The 19,029-nt window shown below is 47.6% G+C and carries 18 protein-coding genes; 9 read left to right on the top strand and 9 right to left on the bottom strand.

Annotated elements, in window-relative coordinates; all coding sequences use genetic code 11:
• Window positions 1-38: 38 nt before the first annotated feature.
• From ACR6Z4_RS01310 to ACR6Z4_RS01290, 5 genes are all read left to right on the top strand, one after another.
• The gene (locus tag ACR6Z4_RS01310; protein ID WP_479715392.1) at window positions 39-815 is read left to right on the top strand and encodes a transglutaminase-like domain-containing protein; all 777 of its coding nucleotides are present in this window, start codon (window positions 39-41) and stop codon (window positions 813-815) included.
• A 44-nt stretch (window positions 816-859) separates the two neighbouring features.
• The gene (locus ACR6Z4_RS01305) at window positions 860-991 is read left to right on the top strand and encodes a hypothetical protein (RefSeq protein ID WP_479715391.1); all 132 of its coding nucleotides are present in this window, start codon (window positions 860-862) and stop codon (window positions 989-991) included.
• 469 nt (window positions 992-1,460) lie between these two features.
• Window positions 1,461-1,760, top strand: coding sequence for a P-II family nitrogen regulator (locus ACR6Z4_RS01300; RefSeq protein WP_479715390.1), 300 nt, complete (start codon window positions 1,461-1,463; stop codon window positions 1,758-1,760).
• 579 nt (window positions 1,761-2,339) lie between these two features.
• A complete protein-coding gene (locus ACR6Z4_RS01295) occupies window positions 2,340-2,633 on the top strand; it encodes a DUF1816 domain-containing protein (RefSeq protein WP_479715389.1) in 294 nt (97 codons plus the stop codon).
• 550 nt (window positions 2,634-3,183) lie between these two features.
• Window positions 3,184-4,806 carry a B12-binding domain-containing radical SAM protein gene (locus ACR6Z4_RS01290; protein WP_479715447.1) on the top strand — a complete coding sequence of 541 codons (1,623 nt, stop codon included), beginning with the start codon at window positions 3,184-3,186 and terminating at the stop codon, window positions 4,804-4,806.
• Here ACR6Z4_RS01290 and ACR6Z4_RS01285 read toward each other — a convergent pair.
• Both ACR6Z4_RS01285 and ACR6Z4_RS01280 read right to left on the bottom strand, forming a co-directional pair.
• Window positions 4,798-5,514 carry a Crp/Fnr family transcriptional regulator gene (locus tag ACR6Z4_RS01285; RefSeq protein ID WP_479715388.1) on the bottom strand — a complete coding sequence of 239 codons (717 nt, stop codon included), beginning with the start codon at window positions 5,512-5,514 and terminating at the stop codon, window positions 4,798-4,800. The two genes, ACR6Z4_RS01290 and ACR6Z4_RS01285, sit on opposite strands and share 9 nt — an antisense overlap.
• A gap of 289 nt (window positions 5,515-5,803) precedes the next feature.
• The gene (locus tag ACR6Z4_RS01280; RefSeq protein ID WP_479715387.1) at window positions 5,804-6,064 is read right to left on the bottom strand and encodes a hypothetical protein; all 261 of its coding nucleotides are present in this window, start codon (window positions 6,062-6,064) and stop codon (window positions 5,804-5,806) included.
• A gap of 609 nt (window positions 6,065-6,673) precedes the next feature.
• Here ACR6Z4_RS01280 and hcp point away from each other — a divergent pair.
• A complete protein-coding gene (gene hcp, locus ACR6Z4_RS01275; protein WP_479715386.1) occupies window positions 6,674-8,323 on the top strand; it encodes a hydroxylamine reductase in 1,650 nt (549 codons plus the stop codon).
• A 394-nt stretch (window positions 8,324-8,717) separates the two neighbouring features.
• On the top strand, window positions 8,718-9,071 hold the full coding sequence (locus ACR6Z4_RS01270) for a hypothetical protein (RefSeq protein ID WP_479715385.1): 354 nt from the start codon (window positions 8,718-8,720) through the stop codon (window positions 9,069-9,071).
• Window positions 9,072-9,445: 374 nt separating this feature from the next.
• Here the strand turns inward: ACR6Z4_RS01270 and ACR6Z4_RS01265 are convergent, their stop codons facing one another.
• Window positions 9,446-10,069: a peptidylprolyl isomerase gene (locus ACR6Z4_RS01265; protein ID WP_479715384.1), complete on the bottom strand. Its 624-nt coding sequence runs from the start codon at window positions 10,067-10,069 to the stop codon at window positions 9,446-9,448.
• 357 nt (window positions 10,070-10,426) lie between these two features.
• Here ACR6Z4_RS01265 and ACR6Z4_RS01260 point away from each other — a divergent pair, with 357 nt between their 5' ends.
• Window positions 10,427-12,352 carry a CASTOR/POLLUX-related putative ion channel gene (locus tag ACR6Z4_RS01260; RefSeq protein ID WP_479715383.1) on the top strand — a complete coding sequence of 642 codons (1,926 nt, stop codon included), beginning with the start codon at window positions 10,427-10,429 and terminating at the stop codon, window positions 12,350-12,352.
• Window positions 12,353-12,469: 117 nt separating this feature from the next.
• On the opposite strand, the gene ACR6Z4_RS01255 is transcribed toward ACR6Z4_RS01260, so the two are convergent.
• The 5 genes from ACR6Z4_RS01255 to ACR6Z4_RS01235 all read right to left on the bottom strand — a co-directional run bounded on the left by ACR6Z4_RS01255 (window position 12,470) and on the right by ACR6Z4_RS01235 (window position 17,745).
• Window positions 12,470-13,138, bottom strand: coding sequence for a cupin domain-containing protein (locus tag ACR6Z4_RS01255; RefSeq protein ID WP_479715382.1), 669 nt, complete (start codon window positions 13,136-13,138; stop codon window positions 12,470-12,472).
• Between the two features lie 127 nt (window positions 13,139-13,265).
• Window positions 13,266-14,228, bottom strand: a complete 963-nt coding sequence (locus ACR6Z4_RS01250; protein WP_479715381.1) for a flavin-nucleotide-binding protein — start codon at window positions 14,226-14,228, stop codon at window positions 13,266-13,268.
• A 305-nt stretch (window positions 14,229-14,533) separates the two neighbouring features.
• Window positions 14,534-15,133 carry a glutathione S-transferase family protein gene (locus ACR6Z4_RS01245; RefSeq protein WP_479715380.1) on the bottom strand — a complete coding sequence of 200 codons (600 nt, stop codon included), beginning with the start codon at window positions 15,131-15,133 and terminating at the stop codon, window positions 14,534-14,536.
• Window positions 15,134-15,184: 51 nt separating this feature from the next.
• Complete coding sequence (locus ACR6Z4_RS01240; RefSeq protein WP_479715379.1) at window positions 15,185-15,763, bottom strand: TetR/AcrR family transcriptional regulator; 579 nt, start codon at window positions 15,761-15,763, stop codon at window positions 15,185-15,187.
• A gap of 596 nt (window positions 15,764-16,359) precedes the next feature.
• Window positions 16,360-17,745, bottom strand: coding sequence for a collagen-like protein (locus ACR6Z4_RS01235; RefSeq protein WP_479715378.1), 1,386 nt, complete (start codon window positions 17,743-17,745; stop codon window positions 16,360-16,362).
• Window positions 17,746-18,120: 375 nt separating this feature from the next.
• On the opposite strand from ACR6Z4_RS01235, the gene ACR6Z4_RS01230 reads away from it, so the two are divergent.
• Entirely contained in the window at window positions 18,121-18,588 is a 468-nt protein-coding gene (locus ACR6Z4_RS01230) for a hypothetical protein (protein ID WP_479715377.1), read from the top strand.
• 18 nt (window positions 18,589-18,606) lie between these two features.
• Here ACR6Z4_RS01230 and ACR6Z4_RS01225 read toward each other — a convergent pair whose 3' ends face one another.
• A complete protein-coding gene (locus ACR6Z4_RS01225) occupies window positions 18,607-18,948 on the bottom strand; it encodes a hypothetical protein (protein WP_479715376.1) in 342 nt (113 codons plus the stop codon).
• Window positions 18,949-19,029 lie beyond the last annotated feature (81 nt).

The following is a 19,029-nucleotide window of genomic DNA, read 5'->3' as shown; positions in this document are numbered from 1 at the left end:
AATGTTACGCTGTTTGAAAGTGTCTGGCTGGAGAGCCTATGCGGTTGAGTGCTGGTTGCCAACTTGTATTTGATGCGATCGCCCCTTCGCCTCTAATTCTGATGTTACGACCTCGGAGTGGGCTAGGGCAGTGGGTTGTACAAGAAGAATATCGCTTTGAACCTACCGTCCCTGTTGTTGAATATGTTGATAGTTACGGCAATCTGTGTCAACGGCTGATTACTCCTCAGGGTAGGTTTAAAGTAGACACTCAAGCAACGGTTGAAACAGCCGACACCATTGATGTCCATTCAGGGGCAGCGTTTGTGCCTGTGCAAGAGTTGCCCGACTATACGCTTCAATTTTTGTTACCCAGTCGCTATTGCCAATCGGACTTGGTAGGCGATTTAGCCAGTGAAATTGTGTCGGGGGTTGAGTCTGCTTACGATCAAGTCGAAGCGATTCGTCATTGGATCTATACTCACATTGAGTATCGCTACGACACCAGTACAGCTTCTACTTCAGCTCTTGAAACAGTAAAGACGCGAGTCGGAGTATGTCGTGACTTCGTTCATTTAGGCACAGCGTTATGCCGTAGTCTGACGATTCCAACACGTATGGTGGTGGGTTATCTTTACCAGCTGGAGCCAATGGACCTTCATGCCTGGTTTGAAGTGTTTGTAGGAGGACGCTGGTATACGTTTGATGCGACTCAACCAGAACCGCGCGGCAATCGAATTGCGATCGCCTATGGTCGAGATGCAGCGGATGTTGCTCTAGCTACTCAATTTGGACCTTTAACCCTGACGGAAATGAAGGTATGGGTGGAGGCATGAAAAAATGCCAGATCCCGTAAACATAAAACTATTGAGGAAATGATATGTCTAAAGAAAGAAAAACCAACAAAGAAATCAAAAAGTCGAAAGCTACTTCTGACGGTAGCAAAAAGCAGAAGAAAGATCCCAAAAGACATGATGGTGGCGTCTCAGGGTTATTTGGCGATCGCAAATAGGAATGATTTTGGGTGATATGGGCGTCGCCCGTGCCACCATAAATCGTGACATGAAACCATGACGCAGTCCTGTTTGCGATTGATTAGAATCTTACTGAATCAACCCATACAGGGCTATATTACAACATCAGTGATTGCAGTTTGATGTCGTAATTCATCAATTAATCCACGAAATCAAACATCATACAGCCACCATATCGGTATGTTTGATAGCCCTAGTACACCAACTTAAAAGCTTTAAAGGGGGTGGAGGGGGTAAAACCCCCTCTTGGGGGCGCAGCCCCCAAACCCCCTTGTTGCAAAATTTCGTGTTTGCAACACTAGAGCTAAAAGTTTAGGGTTGCTTAATCAATCCATAAATGTGAATGTGAAACCAGGAATTTGTATCTAAATAATTCACACTTAGATTCTGTAATGCCCTAACTTTCAATCTACTGCAAAGCTAAAATCAACTCATGGAGTTTCTATTATGTCCGGTTCTTTAAGTCGGGGTACTCTGGTCACCATAATTGGAGAAGCGGTCTTACAAGATCATTTGATTCGATTGCTTGCAAAACTGGGAGTATCTGGCTACACCATTATTCCTGCTCAGGGGGCAGGAAGTCACGGTAGACGCATGGGTGATATCGCTGGCTACAATACCAATATTGAAGTCAAAACGCTTGTTCCTTCAGAGACGTCTGATCAATTGCTAGAAGACCTGAAGCCATTTCAAGAAAAGTATGCTCTGATTGCATTCCGACAAACCGTTGATGGTTTGTTTGATTAAACTGCGGTTCACTCCAGCATGAATTCCACCGTTCAAACTGCGATCGCAAATTTGGCCCCTGGAGATCGTAATTACAGCGATTTTCAATCGCTTAAAACCAGGTTATTTTTGTGAGAGCTGCGCTCCGCGCGGCTCTCACAAAAATAACTATGGCTTACTCAAGCGCAAAGCGCTGTAGATCTAAGGTCGTGGTATTCATGTAATGTTTTTTGTGATGTAGGCATCGCCCGCACCACAAAAAACATTACATTTTTAGGACTACCAAATCTAAAACCGTCACGTTAGGACGTTGGGGTGTGGGGCGGTGCCCCACGCAGGGATTTTACCCTTGTACCCCGTCCTAACCTAAGTGCGTAGCACTATACTGAATTGGAGAGTTGTTATGTCGAAAGAGCAAAAAAGCAATAAGGAATCTAAAAAGCCAAAAACCCCATCGGACGGCACAAAAAAGCAAAAGAAAGACCCTAAGAGGTATGACAGATTTTAACCCGCCCAGTACAGTAGATGTCATTACTGATTATTGTGTGACGCAGTGGAACTGAGCCACACAGTACCTTCAAAACTTGTTTGGAGTTAAAAATGACTCTGCGTTTGTCCACTCCAGTTCAGTCTAAACCACGTCGGCAATCTGTGGTTGTTTCGCGTTCGACACCCCCATCTCAACTCCACTGGTGGGTAGAAATCAGCACCGCCGTGCCTTTATGCACTTATTATTTCGGACCATTTGATAGCCGCAAAGAAGCACAAGATTCTAGATCGGGCTATGTTGAAGATTTGTATCAAGAAGACGCCAGAGGGATTGTTGCTCGGGTGAAGCAGTGCCAGCCTAGTGGAGTCACGATTGATCAAGGCTACTATTTTATTGACGGCTAGAAGGCTGAATACCTTGCTGGCTGATTGACTGACAAAAGTGCCAAAAGGCGTATTCCACCGTAGGGACAGGTTTTGTCGAAACGCTGACTGTAAACCGATCAAGAATTTGCTAAACCTGCCCTTACCAAGATCTGTTAGTCAAGCAGCCTTGTTGGTTTTGCATGGGAATTTGGATGGGAATTTGCAAGATTCATGTCCAAATTCCCTTCATGATTCAGTAGTACTTTCAAGCTCTTACTTGGGATAGATAAAAATTAGGGAAACACAGTCTATTCTGGGTCGTAAAAATTGGTGATTGTGACGGTAGTAGTGATTACGGCGTTTCTGCAATCAATACATCGGTCAAGTCATGACTGAATCATGATTTGAATCACAATTAGCCTTGATTTCAGCATTGCAGACCAGCATTGTTGCCCATGCTGTTCTTAATAGCCTGCCTCACCGCACCCCAGTGGGAATTGCGGGAAATCTGCATAAGCTCTGTATGAGTATTGTTGCATCGTTGTGCAATAATGCCAAACAAAAATTGACTAAACTACCAAAGGGATCTATGAAGGCACTGCTGCTTTATCCTCAATTCCCCCAGTCTTTCTGGTCTTACGATCGCTTTATGGAAATTGCAGGACTGAAAGCTGCGATTCCGCCTTTAGGAATCATTACGGTTGCAGCGCTGTTGCCCTCCGACTGGGAAATTCGGTTTCGCGATCGCAATGTTGCCTGTGAAACTGAATCTGACTGGGAGTGGTGTGACCTGGTTATTCTCTCAGCTATGTTGGTGCAAAAAGCAGATTTCCAGGCGTTGATTCAGAAGGCAGTGCGATTGGGTAAAAAGGTTGCTGTCGGAGGTCCTTATCCCACCTCGGTACCTCAGGATGCCCTGGAGGTAGGAGCTGATTTTCTGATTCTAGATGAAGGAGAAATGACTGTTCCGCTGTTTTTGGCAGCCTTGCAACACGGTGAAACTCAGGGGATCTTCCGCTCTATTGAGAAGCCTGATGTCACCCAAAGTCCGTTGCCCCGATTTGATCTACTTCAGCGGGATGCATACTTGATGATGGCAATCCAATTTTCGCGTGGATGCCCGTTCAACTGCGAATTTTGTGACATTATTTCCCTGTATGGTCGCAAGTCTCGGACAAAAGAACCGCAGCAAGCATTAGCTGAGTTGCAGGCCCTGTATGATTTGGGTTGGCGCGGTTCCCTGTTTATTGTCGATGACAACTTTATTGGCAATCAGCGCAATGTTAAACGGTTTTTGCGGGAACTGATTCCCTGGATGCAACAGCATCATTATCCCTTTACTTTTATTACAGAAGCTTCAGTTAACTTGGCAGAGGATGATGAATTGCTTCAGCTGATGAATGAAGCAGGTTTTTATGCCGTCTTTCTAGGGATCGAAACGCCTGATCAAGATAGTTTGCAAGTTACCCGCAAGCAACAAAATACCCGCAATCCATTGGTAGAAGCCTGTCACAAAATTAATGAAGCAGGGATGCTAATCTATGCTGGCTTTATTCTTGGGTTTGATGGAGAACGGGCAGGGGCAGGCGATCGCATTCAAACTTTTATTGACCAAACCAGTATTCCTCAGCCCATGTTAGGCATTTTGCAAGCGCTGCCTAATACGGCGCTTTGGGATCGATTGAAAAAAGAACAGCGGCTGATTGAACGCAATAGCCATCCCACGGGTGACCAAAATACCTTGATGAATTTTGTACCGACCCGCCCTATTGCAGAGATTGCCAGAGAATATGTTAGCGGGTTTTGGACGCTGTATGACCCCCAAAATTATCTCAGACGGTGTTTGCAGCAATGTCTCAAAATCCGATCGCCCGAAAGCCGGAAGCAAACCATGCAGTTTCCGCTGAATAAAGGAGTTCGCCTGTTTGCTCAACTGATTTGGTATCAGGGTGTCCGCCGACCCGAAATTCGGGGGCAATTTTGGCGTCAGCTCTGGATGATTTTGTTGAACAAACCCCAATTGCTCAATATGTATCTAGGGTTATGTGCCGCAGGGGAGCATTTTTGGGAGTATCGGGCGTTGGCACGAGAACGCATTACTCAACAACTGGGTTACGATCCGTTGCTAGATGTGGGTGTGTATTCTACGAATTATGCCTTGAGTCCAGAAGAAACCAAACGTAAGCTTGAGCGTGAATTCTCGTCAACGTGAGAGGTTGCCTTTGCCCACGGTTAACTGATGCAAGCGATCGCGATCAAGCAATTTAACCTTGAAGCCATCCATCTCAATCAACCCCTCACGACTGAGCTTAGCAAATACCCGCGATAGGGTTTCGGGAATTGTCCCTAACCGGGCAGCAAGTTGTCCCTTAGGTAAATCAAGCTCAACCATATCTGCAACATCACCGCTCTGATTCAGACTGAGTAAATAAGTGGCAAGTCGGGCTGGTACTTCTCGCAATGCCAGATTATCAACGAGCTGAGAAAATTGCCGTAAATGGCGGGCAAAGCTTTTGAGGAGGTTGATGGCAAGGGATGGCTGTTGTTCTAGCAGGTGCAAAAAAGCTTGCCGAGGAAAAAATAAGACGTCTGACGTTTCAATAGCTGCGGCTGATGCCGGAAAGCATTCGCCATCAAGGGCTGGAACTTCAGCAAAATGATCGGCTTCGCTAAAAATATGTAAAATCTGTTCTTTGCCATCAGCTGATAGCTTAAACACTTTGACCCGCCCTGCTTTGACGACAAAAAATCCAGTCCCTTCATCTCCCTGGTGAAAGATGATCTCACCTTTGTCATAGGACTGGGCGATCGCCAGCTTGGCTAACTCTGCCAATTGTTCATCAGGTAAGCCTTGAAAGATCATGGTCTGGCTAAGAAACTCTGAGAGCAAAGAGGGCACGGGTTGAGAAGAAAAATTCATAACAATAGATGGCGATCGCACGTATCGATCAGCCTTGGGCACAACTATAGCAATTTTTGGGAATAGTATAACGTTAGAGCGGAAGCAACGATTGCTAATGTGTGACCCCAGTTCATCACACGGGATACATTAAGATCGTCAGCGCTTGAGGATCTGAAAACGATGGACAGCCTTGAGGTTATTCAAGAAACACACTACTGGTCTGTCAATTAAAAATTGACGGTTAAAACGGGTGATATGCCGCGCTTTGCGCGGCACATCACCCGTCAAGAAAATACGTGATAAAGCACTACCCAATTGGGGGAATTGATTCGAGGAAAGCAATCAAAGGTTGCAAAAACTTTTTTCCTAAAAGAGCTGCTAATATTCCACAGGTTAAAACCAGTGCTGCTATGAGTTCGACATACAGTAGGTTCATTTCCAGCGTTGAGATCGAGAGATAGGCTAGGGGAATCAATGCAAGCAATACACCAAAGACAATGCCCCCAAGAAACTGCTGAGACAACTCGGTTAAAGTACGACGCTTCGGACTATTCTCTTCAGGAGTCATAGGAATATGGTTGATAGTTCTTCTCTAAAGAGTAGCAAAATCTCTTAGGGTCTGTTTTAAGCGGTACGCATCAGGGTTAGGACGGGGTGCAGGGGTGAAACCCCTGCGTAGGGGCACCGTTCCCACCTCCTCTGATGTCCTAAGGATCACAAATTACAGCGCTTCGCACTTGAATATGTTTAGATTTTTTGTTGTGTGCTGCGCTCCGCGCGGCACACAACAAAAAATCTGTGGCTTAATCCATTGAAAATGGCTGTAAATAACCTGTAATTCTTTTTGAGCGAGCGACGGTGGAGCCGTCGCTCGCTCAAAAAGAATTGGGTTTTATTAAATCCACGATTTTAACTAGATGGCGTAGATCTATAAAAGTTGTTTTTTCGTGCGCGAAGCGCACGAAAAAACAACCCTCTTAGCGAGTTTTAAAACTCGTCCTAACTTTTGTTGAAGGGTTGGATATTCTCCCTTTTTTTGACTTAAGTCAAGGCATTAGAAAATCCCTGCTCGTACAGTAATCATATATCCGCTTGAATGAGCTGTCTTAAACCTATTGAGCGCAACCAATTCACCGGATTTGTTATAAACCCAGATTCTTACCAAGGGGATTGCACAATGTTTTGCGAACAATGCGAACAAACCGCCAGCGGACAAGGTTGCCATCAATGGGGAGCCTGTGGCAAAAGTCCGGAGGTGAATGCGGTACAAGATTTATTAATCTATCTTCTGCGGGGGCTTGCCCCGGTCGCATTACAGGCTCACTCTCTGGGGATTTCGACCCGTGAGGTAGATCGCTATACCTGTGAAGCTATCTTTGCCACAATGACAAATGTGAACTTCGATCAAAAACGATTTACCGATTATATTGGTCAGGCGATCGCGTATCGAGACCAACTGAAGACCCAAATTCAACAGGTGACAGGAGTTCCCCAAATCTGGTCAGCGATCTCCTGCTACATACCTGATTTTGGCGATAGTTTGGCGACTCAAGGGCAAGATATTGCACTCCAATTTATCAGCCAGTCGGGATCCGATGTTGACATTTTCTCGCTCAAACTAACGGTGTTGTATGGAGTTAAAGGCGTTGCCTCCTACGCATTTCATGCGCAAGAATTAGGACAGGAAGATGATCGCGTTTATCAATTTTGCTACGAAGCGTTAGCGGCATTGGATCGGCAAGATCTATCGCTAGGAGATTGGGTCAATTTGGCGCTAAAACTTGGGGAAATTAATCTGCGGACGATGGAACTACTCGACGCTGGACACACAGGTACCTATGGTCATCCAGTGCCGACGCCAGTACCCCTCAACCCCAAAGCAGGCAAAGCGATTCTGGTTTCAGGGCATGATATTCCCCAACTAGAAGCAGTACTCAAACAAACAGCAGATACGGGTATTACCGTTTATACCCACGGTGAATTGTTGCCTGCCCACGGGTATCCGCAGTTGAAACAAACCTATCCCCATTTCTATGGGCACTACGGCACGGCATGGCAAAACCAAACTCGAGATTTTGCTAAATTCCCCGGTGCGATCGTGATCACTACGAATTGTCTGATGCCACCCCACGAAAACTATCAAGACAAGTTGTTTAGCATCGGTCCGGTTGGCTACCCCGGATTGAACTATCTCCCGGATGGCGTGGATGGGTTGCCCGACTTTACCCCGGTGATGCGCAAAGCTCTGGAACTACCAGGATTCACTCAAGACGAAGCCCCTCGTCAGGTCACGACAGGTTTTGCCCGCAATGCTGTCCTGGGAGTTGCCGATCAGGTGATTGCTGCCGTCAAAGCGGGTAAGATTCGCCATTTCTTTTTGATTGGAGGATGTGATGGGGCGAAACCCGATCGCAATTACTATACCGAACTGGTAGAAAAAGTTCCAGATGATTGCGTTGTTCTCACGCTCGCCTGTGGTAAGTTCCGTTTCTTTGACAAGGATCTAGGTACCATTGGTGGTATCCCTCGCTTATTAGATGTGGGTCAGTGTAATGATGCATATTCGGCGATTCAGATAGCGATCGCCCTGGCTAATGCGTTTGAAGTAGATGTCAATCAGTTACCGCTATCGATGATTTTGTCCTGGTACGAACAAAAAGCCGTAGCGATTCTACTGACCCTGTTTTATCTGGGAATTCAAGACATTCGCCTGGGGCCTACTCTACCGGCATTCATCTCGCCTAACGTGCTGAAGTTACTGTCTGATACTTATCATCTGAAGCCTATTACAACACCCGAGGCTGATTTAGCGGCGTGCCTTGCTTAGGCGTTTGAGTCATTCCAATCAGCCAATTTCATGGGCTGAATGAACCCCCACTTCAGGCTCCATACACCATTAAAAACCACAACTTTTTTGGGAGAGTACGGCTCCGCCGCACTCTCCCAAAAAAGTTATTCACGGTATTTTTATCAGAATCTTGAGTTGCTATCCGATCGATATTTAGACAAACGTCTCGCTCTAGAGATTGATGTATCTTGAAATACAACTTTTGCTAGAGGAAGGGGTCTTGCCATAATCGTTAGCCTTGTCCTGTGCTCAAAATAGCTACCTTAGCTGGGTGTAATCTCAGCCTTCCCCTGAAGGGTGTGCCTGAAGGCAACCTGAAAAAACCAGGTGAGATTTACACCAATCAGCGCTGTTGACTTAGATGGAGATTGACATGACTAATTTGATTTCTGGAGTGATTTCCCTCTTCTCTCGCTTGCAAGTCAAGCGATTTTTAGCGGTTGTTTTTGCCGGTGCTTTGCTGCTAACCACTCATGTCGATGCAGGGCGTAGTACGCCTGCAATAGGCGATCGCGCCGATCGGGTGGTTCATCAAAGCGATTCTCAACGCCCTAAAACTACGGGAGAATGGAATCGTGAAGCAGATGAAAAAGCTTCGCTGGGTGAGAGAGTCCAGGACATTACCGAAGATTCGGCGGAAGCACTGAAAGACTTCGGAAAAGTGTACCCTCGTACGGCTCAAAGAAGTGGTCGCGAATTACGGAATAATACAGCCCGGAACGATTAGGTTGATCGGACGGATCATCTGTCCTATAGATAGATGTGTCAGTGAACCCGCAGGGCTTGCTGACACATCTGTCTCTTACGGATTCACGTTACAGCGCTTCGCGCTTGAATATGTTTAGATTTTTTGTTGTGTGCCGCGCGGAGCGCGGCACACAACAAAAAATCTGTGGCTTAACCAATTGAGAATGGCTGTCAGTCATCTTGAAAATTGCCCGGTCATCCTGAAAAAGTAAAGCATCGTTATGGGATGGGCTTTGCTCACATAATGTAGCGCTGTGAAGGTTGATTCAGTCCGGTATTGTGGGGCGCTCCGCGACCCACAATACCGTTTCTGGACTGAACGAACTTGCGCACTGCTATGGCGACTACTTTTGTTCATTTTGGCGATTCATCTTGGCGATCGCTAAGCCAACTTTCCAACAATTCATTGAGTAATGACTGCCGCATAACGTCATCAAACTGCACCGGGATACTTTCGTCTAGACGAGCAATCACCAACCATTGATCGACAATCAACGGTTGCCATAATTGTCCTGGGCGCGCCCCATAAAACAACCGGGCTAATCGGGGATGAAGTTGCCCTAACTCAATCGGTCCCACTTTACCCCCCTGACTCGCTTCAGCCCCTTGAGAATAGGTACGAGCCAGATCGGCAAACGTTGATTCTGCCTCCACAATCCGAAAATAAAGTTCTTGCGCCAAGCCTTTATCTTTGACATAAATCAGCGAACAAACAACGCGATCGAGTTGGTGTTTGCGATCGAGAAAGTAAGACATCACCTTTCGTCCCCACTGCCGGTTTTGAAACTTACGAATTGCCAACTCTCGTCTCACCCAAGTCTCAAATTCTTCAGGGGTGACGCCCTGTTGCTGTAACCAAACCTGATAGTTTTCTTCGCCACACAATTCTTTTAAAAACCGTTCCCATTCTTCTGGTGTGTAGTCAATCGTTGCGATGACTCGATCCAGACTCGATTCAAAGGGAAATGGAAACAGCATGAGAGTTTCAGATCTTAAAGCGATACAGCAGTCCTAAAGGGGTTGGCAGATAAGCGGGTTATGAGGGGCGCATCCCGGAGGGGTGCGCCCCTCACAACCCATTGGGGATCGCTATAGCCATTGAAGGGTTAATGAGGACAGGGTGCAGGGATGGAACCCCTGACTGGGGGCGCAGCCCCCACACCCTCACTGTTCTAACCTCTACTCAATTGCTATAAGCATTTTGGCGGATCATTTTTAAGCTGTTGAGGGCAGATTGCATAGAGTCTTTGCGGAAGAGGGAATACTACCCTATACCTCTAGTATCCTAGACTACCCAACGACTCATTGTTTCCTGATCTCCTCATGCAAAAATCGATGAACAGCCTTACAAAAGTTCGCAGCAGAATGCGTCCCAGCACCCTTGCCGACCAGTTGCGCTACAAGTTTGACAATTTCATGTCCAGAGGTACGGTTGCCCTGGTCAGTGGATTGGCGTTAGTCTCGTTGGCGTTTATCGTACTCATGGGAGTGTTGGTCAGTCTATCCGGCGTGGCACCCCCCGACAGCGATCGCCTCAGTTTGCCCGAAGCCTTATGGGGCGTGCTGATGCGCACCCTTGACTCTGGTACCGTTGGTGGCGATACAGGCTGGGTGTTTCGTCTGACGATGCTGTTTGTCACCTTTGGTGGCATCTTTGTCGTCAGTACGTTGATCGGTTTGCTCAGCAGTGGCATTGATGCCAAGCTAGAAGACTTACGCAAAGGGCGATCGCGAGTGATCGAGACGGATCACATCGTCATTTTAGGCTGGTCGCTACAGGTGTTTACCCTGATTTCTGAGTTAGCCCTGGCTAATGCCAATCGAGCCGATACCTGCATTGTCATCCTCAGCGAAACGGATAAAGTGGAGATGGAGATGGCGCTGTATGATGTCTTGGGAAAGCTTCCTCGGATGCGGTTAGTCTGCCGGACGGGTAGCCCCAGTAATATGGCAGATCTGGGAATTGTCAATATTCAAGCATCCCGCTCGATTATCCTGCTTAATCCTCCCCAAGACCGAGCCGATACGCAGTTAGTTAAGACGTTATTAGCGATTACCAACATTCCGCGATCGCTGCCGCAGCCTTATCACATCGTTGCTCAGGTTCAAACCTCTAAAACCCTGGATGTGATTAAACTGGTCGGACAGAACAATGTAGAACCGTTGTTGACGAACGACTTGATCTCGCGAATTGTAGTGCAAACCTGTCGGCAATCGGGATTGTCGATTGTTTATATGGATTTGCTCAATTTCAGCGGAGATGAAATTTACTTCAAAGAAGAACCGGCACTGACTGGGCAATCTTATGGTCAGGCACTCCTGTCGTATCAGAACTCGACCGTCATCGGTATTCAATACGCCAACGGCACCATCCAACTTAATCCTCCTACCGATACTCTCCTGCAAGCGGGTGAACACCTCATTTTTATTAGTCAAGATGACGATACCATCCACCTGGTTCAGCACGCTGACTTACCGATTGACCGTCAAGCCATTCGCGTAGCAGACCCTGTCTTACCTGAAGCAGAACATACGTTGATTTTGGGTTGGAACGATCGCGTTTGTAGCATTATTCAACTGCTCGATCAATATGTTGCCCCTGGCTCTACCGTCATGGTTGTCGCCGAGTTTCCAGCCGCAGACGTCGATGTATCAGCCGAAACCCTGTATCTCCAGCGGCAAACGGTACGCTATCAACAAGGGGAACCAACCGATCGGGACGTGTTAGACAGCCTCAATTTGCCGCAATATGATCATGCGGTTGTCTTATGCAATCCCAGCCTGGACGCCGAGCAAGCCGATGCCCAAACCTTAGTGACATTACTTCACTTGCGGGATATTTGCGATCGCCATCAACACGACTGTCAAATCGTCACCGAAATTTTGGATGTGCGCAATCAAGCTCTGGCTCAGGTCGCTCGCCCAGATGATTTTGTCATCAGTGAGCAAATCATCAGTTTGATGCTGGCTCAAGTGGCTGAAGAAAAAAGTATCAATGCGGTTTTGACAGATTTATTTGATCCTGATGGCTCAGAAATCTATCTAAAATCGGCAGAGAGCTACGTTGCCGTGGATCGACCTGTTAATTTTTATACGGTAGTAGAAGCTGCCAGACAGCGGGGCGAATCTGCGATCGGCTATCGTCGCCAGGTCGATGCCAATAATATGGCACGGTCTTATGGAGTGGTCATGAATCCCCCTAAAGACCAGATGATCACGTTTGAATCTGACGACGTCATTATCCTGTTAGCTGAAGCTTAAATGGCATCGGTCAACGTCTGCATGGCGTAATCTTGTGGTAAAAATTGGTGTGGGTGCGGCACGAAGTGCCGCACCCACACCATGAGGAACGCTCCAAAGTCCTACCCAGATGCAAGCTCACGTTTTTAAACTCGCTGTTAAATGCCCAACTTTAACGTAAATCAGGCACCCTTCTCGACTAAAGGGCGTGTGACGGCTACCATCTGGATTACGTAACCAGGTTCCTTGTGGATAACTACCCAATTCGTCTTCAAAAACACCTTCTAAAACAAAAATTTCTTCTCCTCCGAAATGGCGATGGGGTTGAAACTGCGTGCCGGTTGCCCACTTCACTAACGCTACGTTTTCCGTGCCATAAGCATGCAATGGCATCACCTGTAACCCTGCCACTAACCCCGGCATCCAGGTTGTTTGGGCTGTATGTATTACCACCCGTTGCTGATCGTCCGGATGCATTTGCCAGAGTTTGACTAAAATTGTGCAGCCCTGTTGACTAAACGGGGTATGCGTTGACCCAACTGGATTACGAATATAAGTTCCGGCAGGGTAGTCGCCCTGTTCATCGGAAAAGATGCCGTCTAAAACAAAAAATTCTTCGCCACCGCCGTGGGTATGGGCTGAAAAATAGCTGCCTGGAGCGTACCGCACGATCGATGTAGCGCGTGCAACTTCGTCGCCATCTCGTTCCAACATTCGTCGTTCTACTCCCGGCATCGGCGATGCGACCCAGGGGAGATCGTCGCTGGACACTACGACTCGTTGACTGAAATCTGCGTGAAGTTTCATCGTGATGTTTTTTGCCTCATCGGTCAATTTATAATCATCATTGCTTATGAAGGTTGGTTGAATGAAGCTGCGTGTAAAATCTTTGATTTCACACGCAGCTTCATTCAATAAAACAGCGCTATTTTTCTCACCAGGAACCCATCGTATCTAAAAAAGGAGAAAAGTCTGGCGCTGACCAATGTAGGGGTAAGCTGCCCTCGACTCGATAGCCATGGCTCATGTGAAAGCGGAGTAAGCGCTCTGCTCCTGCATAGGTACTGATTTCATCCCCATGCCAAATAACTTCAGCAGTCCCCGTGAGATACAGTAAATTACCGTGCTCAAAATCGATAAATAGTAGCCCTGCATGGGGATTGAGGGCTAAGTTCCCGAAAGTATTGAAGTGAAAATTTCCAGAAAAGTCTGGGATAGTCAGCGTCTGGGCGTCATCGATCCGGACAAATCCTGGTTTTCCACCCCGATGAGATACATCGACACCGCTTGCCAGTCCGGCTGATTCCGATTGATAGGCTGTTGCAATAAAGAAGGTATCCGCTGCCGAAATCATAGCGCGTTCGGGTGTCCCGAAGGTGGCGATCGCCTCAACAGGTTTGGGATCAGTCGGATTGTACTCCCCGAGGTCAAACATACGTGCCTGAATATATTGCGGGCAGTTGCCAAAGCTTTGCCCCACTTGCATATCAAACCGATGGGGATGGGTTGCCAAAACTTTGCCATTCAAGCGATTGCGGCGACGGCTATGGAGTTCAATTCCCAGTAAACCAATGTCAATGCCTGCGGCTAGGGTGGTGGCTAAGGGATCCCCAAATAAGGGTTGGGCAGCTATACTGAGCGTGCGATCGTCTGGTGAGGAAAGAAAGCCCGGCTGTCCTACCAAAATAGATGCCCAGGGATGACCTGCTGAATCGACCGTGCCGACCAACACATAGGACAGTTGAGCAAAGAATTGGCGATGTTGTTCGGGCAAATAATTTCGGATAACTCGTCGCCCTTGCTTATCGATCCGAGCTTGCGCTCCAAGGCGAGTTTGAATTGCTAATTCACCGGCATGAAAAGGCGATTCGGTATATGACCAGCCTGGGTTAACCATCGTTCTTTCCTTCGTTCGTTGTACGCTGAGCAACGGGGGTAATTTTTGGGAAAAGCTGACTCCGTAAGCGTTCTGCCAACATTACCCTTCTATGTGAAACACCTATATGAAACACAATCGAATCTTAGCGTTGCTGATTTTGGGGATAAATTTGCAGTGAATCCTTTGGATTCACTGCAAATTCATCTCGTTATAGCGCTGTGCAGGTTGATTCATTACGGTGTTGTGGGGCGCGGAGCGCCCCACAACACCGTTTCTGTACTTAACGAACTTGCACACCGCTATATTAAACAATGCTCGAATCTCTACAGACCTGCCATTGGCAGGTAACCCGGAAGCTGTTTAACACGATCGATCCACGCCAATACATGGGTATAGGGAGCGAGATCAATTTTGCCATCGGCAGACAAGGCAACGTATGGGAAAACGGCAATATCTGCGATCGTCGGACGCTCAAACTCTAGCCAGGTTCGGGTGCTGAGATGTTGATTGAGTTGGGTAAGAATGTAGTCAGCTTTTTGCTGCGCCCGTTCGATATTGATAGTAGTTACGCCAAACAAATGATAAAGCCGTGCACTTTCAGGCCCTTGACGCACTTCTCCAGCAGTCGTTGACAGCCAGCGGATGACCTGTGCCAATGGCAATGCCTCTGATGGCAGCCAGGTTTCATCCCCGTAGGTTCGTGCTAAGTAAACCAAAATAGCTTGAGCATCGGCAAGGGTGATGTCTTCATCGACCAATACAGGAATTTGTCCAAAGGGATTGAGGGCAAGGTAATCGGGCGACTTGTGTTCACCCTTCATCACATCTACTTTGACCCATTCATAGTCTAGCTTCAATAGTTCTAACAGCAGCCTGACTTTGTAGCTATTCCCCGACATTTCGTGACCATAGAGCTTAATCATGAGGTAAATCCTTACTACTTCCTACTAATTGGATGTTTTGAGCACAAAAAATTATCCTTTAACCAATGGCATTAATTGCTCAACAACCTGGTGAAACTGCGCAGCCCCACCCTGAACCCTGGCAATTAACATACTCCCTTCCAGTAATCCAAAAATCAAAATTGCCATTGCCTGTACATCTCCGGCAAACCGAAAACTACCATCCTGACGCCCCTGATTGAGGATGACCATCAGTCGTTCTTGATTGGCGTGATAGAAACTGGAAACACGCTCTACAGAGGGATGGGTCAGGGTGGTAAATTCTGCACCTACCATGGCATATAGACAGACTTTATCTTGACTGCCACTACTGAGCGTTGATTCAAACAGCCCACAATAGCGTCTTAGCTTGATTTCTGGTGAGTCATCAGAGGCTAAGATGCTATCCACAATTCGCAAAAAGCGATCGCTATATCGATCCAGCAGTGCCGCTACCAGATCATCCTTTTTAGGGAAGTGGGTATGAACACTGGCTTTGCGAATGCCCACCCGATCGCTGATGTCTTGATAGCTCATTCCGTTGACGCCAAGGCGTTGAATTAGATCTTGAGCCACATCTAAGATCAGGGTTTTGGTGTCGGTTGGTCTCATGAATCCATCCTATCTATAGGTAGGGAATCTGTCAACTTGTTATTCCATAGTCATTGAATGGTCAATCAGGACGGGGTGCAGGGGTGGAACCCCTGTCCTAACCAGCCCTTCGGCTGCTACATATAGTAATTCTAAATCCGTTGTGAAAGCACCCGCCCTTCGGGCGGGTGCTTTCACAACGGATCACTAAGTGTGACGGGACTGAATCTTGCGATGAATTTGAGCGTGCGATCATGCCAAAACCAAACCAAAAACAAATTGACGAACTTTGTCTCTCGCAGACTCCGTTCGTCAATTCGTTTGATTGATTCCTCCTACGGGTTGGATGTCACTCCTCGACAGATTCATCCGACTGGTGGAGGCGATTAAATTGGTCAATCGCGTCTCCTTTACTAGATTGAAGTGGACAAGGCTCACAGCGTGTAACTTAACCGATCAATAGCTGATTCTTCCTGAGATCCTGGTTTGGTTTTGCTTCTTTCAATGGTCAGAAGCGTTACCCGTTGGTTCTATTGAATGGCTCTCTGCGATCCCATTTACATCCTAACAAAAATCTCGGTGGGACTGGGGTTTGGTTATAAACTTGTTGCATATCGTTAACGAATCTCGCCCCGCCAGTCCATACGTTGTTCTGTCGAGCGATCGCCTAACGATCGGACAGCCACTACTTCAATTTCAATCGGTGTGCCGGACGTGAGATATTGGGTTGCGATCGGCAGTTGTCCTAGCGCTAAACTAAAGCGATTGAAATTCCGATTCACCAGTTCTGAAGGAATATCGCCTTCATACTGGGTTCTATATCGAGGATTGCGATCGCCACTGCGGCGATTGCCTGTTCGCAAACGAATGCGGAATGTGGTGGTCAATACGTCGCCGTGTCCGCCCAGATCGACGATGGCTAGATTTAAGTCAGAGCCGGTTCCGGTGAAGTCGGCGACAGCTAACTGAGTCACTTCAGTTTGGCGGAGGATATGAGCCAGATTAAAGCGGGTCAATCCATTTTCATAGTCGGTGGTGCCTTCGACCCAAATTGAGTCTGGAAATGTGATTTGAATCTGTTGATCTGAATCAATCTCAAGGGCAACGGTTTCATCGGCAAAATCGTTGGGCGATCGCTGACTTTGCCAGAGCAATTGAAACTGTCCTTCAACCCGTCCGGCAAACTCTCGATAGTGATCGGCAATAATAGAACCTTGTGCCAAGAGCGATCGCGCCCCAGTGCGAGACTGCCAAAGATGTTTAGATAGCTCTACACGGCGAGTATTCAGGTCAGATAGCCGGAGGCTTTGACTGGGGATTTCGGCAGGCAACGGCTCTGCCTGAGGAATGAGTGTCAAAATGCCAAGTTGTCCTGCCTGCCCTGCCCTGCCTCTGCTTCCGGGCTGCCCATTGCGACCATTGGTACACGAAAACGTCTGATTGGTGCAATGATAACCAGGAGTTGCGGGTGTGCCAAAACACGTCCGATATTGCCATTGTCGGGGTGAACAATTACAACCATAGCCGCTGTAACCCGTTTGACCGGCTCGTCCACCTGCACCACCTGACGCACTCACTGTTATCCGACTCAGCTGGGTTGGGTCGGTGTAATAGACGGTTAGATTGCCGCCATTGCCACCATTGCCACCGTCACCGCCATTGCCCGCATCACCGCCACCAGGCGCTTGTAAATTGCGATTGACATTGCGGGGTTGGGTGCCACACGCCGCATTTTGCCCGTTCCCACCATCTTCGCCATCCGTTCCGTCTCCTCCCGATAGGTTTAAAATAAAGTCGGTGCCATTCGCAAAAATAGTCTGATTGGATCCCGCTTGTCCGGGTCTACCATTTCGACCATCTCGACCATCTCGACCGGCCTGTCCAAAATCACCTGCTTCAGACGCCAATGCGACGTCGGGACAGAGGATGGCACTGGGTAAGGGGACGAGGCTAGTGCCCGTCAAAATACTTGCAAGCAAAACCGTTTGGCGGAGGCGACGCATAGAACGTGGAGGGCTTTGAGGAAAAGATGATCAAAGTATACGTGAATTTGTTGAGAGAATTTATGACCGTCTAGTTGGGAAGTTACAGCCATTTTCAATTGATTAAGCCACAGATTTTTTGTTGTGTGCCGCGCGGAGCGCGGCACACAACAAAAAATCTAAACATATTCAAGCGCCAAGCGCTGTAATGGGTTTCGTCCGTAGGGCAGACACCATCAGCACTTTGAAGCATCGTTTGAAGTAGTTTTAGGGTAATTTAGAGAGATGAGTCTAAACTGATAGGTGCGTGACGTACACGGTGTTGTGCGAGAGCCGCGCTCTGCGCGGCTCTCGCACAACACCCATAATCTAATCTGGCGCGACGCGCTATAAACTGTGGCAAGGCATATTAATCCTAAGTGCTTACACTGTGCTACTCTTTCTGCGGAACAGGCGATCGCCTTACACGGAGAGCAGGGTGACGGCTGTTGGAATCCTAAAATTTGCCATCGACGGCGATCGCACTATCGATATCGCAAAGATAGCAACACTAAACGACGACAAAGTAACCCCACCTTGATGTTGGGTGAAGCTGCCTATGCTGCCTATGTTTACTATTACAAAGACAAGCCGAAAGACGCACCGCTCCATGCGATCGCCGTGACGGTTTGGAAAGGGGATGAAAAACTGGAAGATGCCATTTTAGAACACTGTGGTGGGAAGGATGCGCGTCAAATTCATAAGCAATTGGTGCAGGTACTAGCCACCCTCAATCAGTCCTACGGGATTCAAAAATTTGAAACTACGATTGAATTACGACCGGGTGAATGCCCCCTTCGTCCTTGCCCATTGCAGGGCAAATAGATTGAATCTTTTGCCTCGTTAGCCCAGTAAGGCAGCAATCCGCGCTTGAATCTCCAGGATGTGTTCCTCGGTGTGCTTGAGTCTCGATTGTAAGGGTTCTAGTTCTGCCCAAAGTGCGATCGCCCGTTGAGCCGAAGCCAGTTCCCGTCTGCTCAATACCTTGGCTCGTTTCACACGTCTACCCTTGACAACATCAAACCACCGCTTTCTGTAGTAGATTGTTCCTTTGCTATTCGTCCCTGAATCAATCCAGCAACCTCGATACTTGATGCCTTCAATGCTTGCCAGGAGCGCTTCAATCTCCGTAATGCGTTCTATTAAAGCTTGCTTTTGCTGCTGAAGTGCGGACAGAGTAAGCATAGATTTGTGTGGCATATTGTATTTTTATTTTAGCCTGGTGCCACACAAAATGGGTAAGGATCGTGAATTAAATCAGATCAA

The sequence above is a fragment of the Calyptranema fuscum S582 genome (assembly GCF_055793305.1).
The sequence above is the reverse complement of the archived record's forward strand: the minus strand, read 5'-3'. Positions and strand labels throughout refer to the sequence as shown.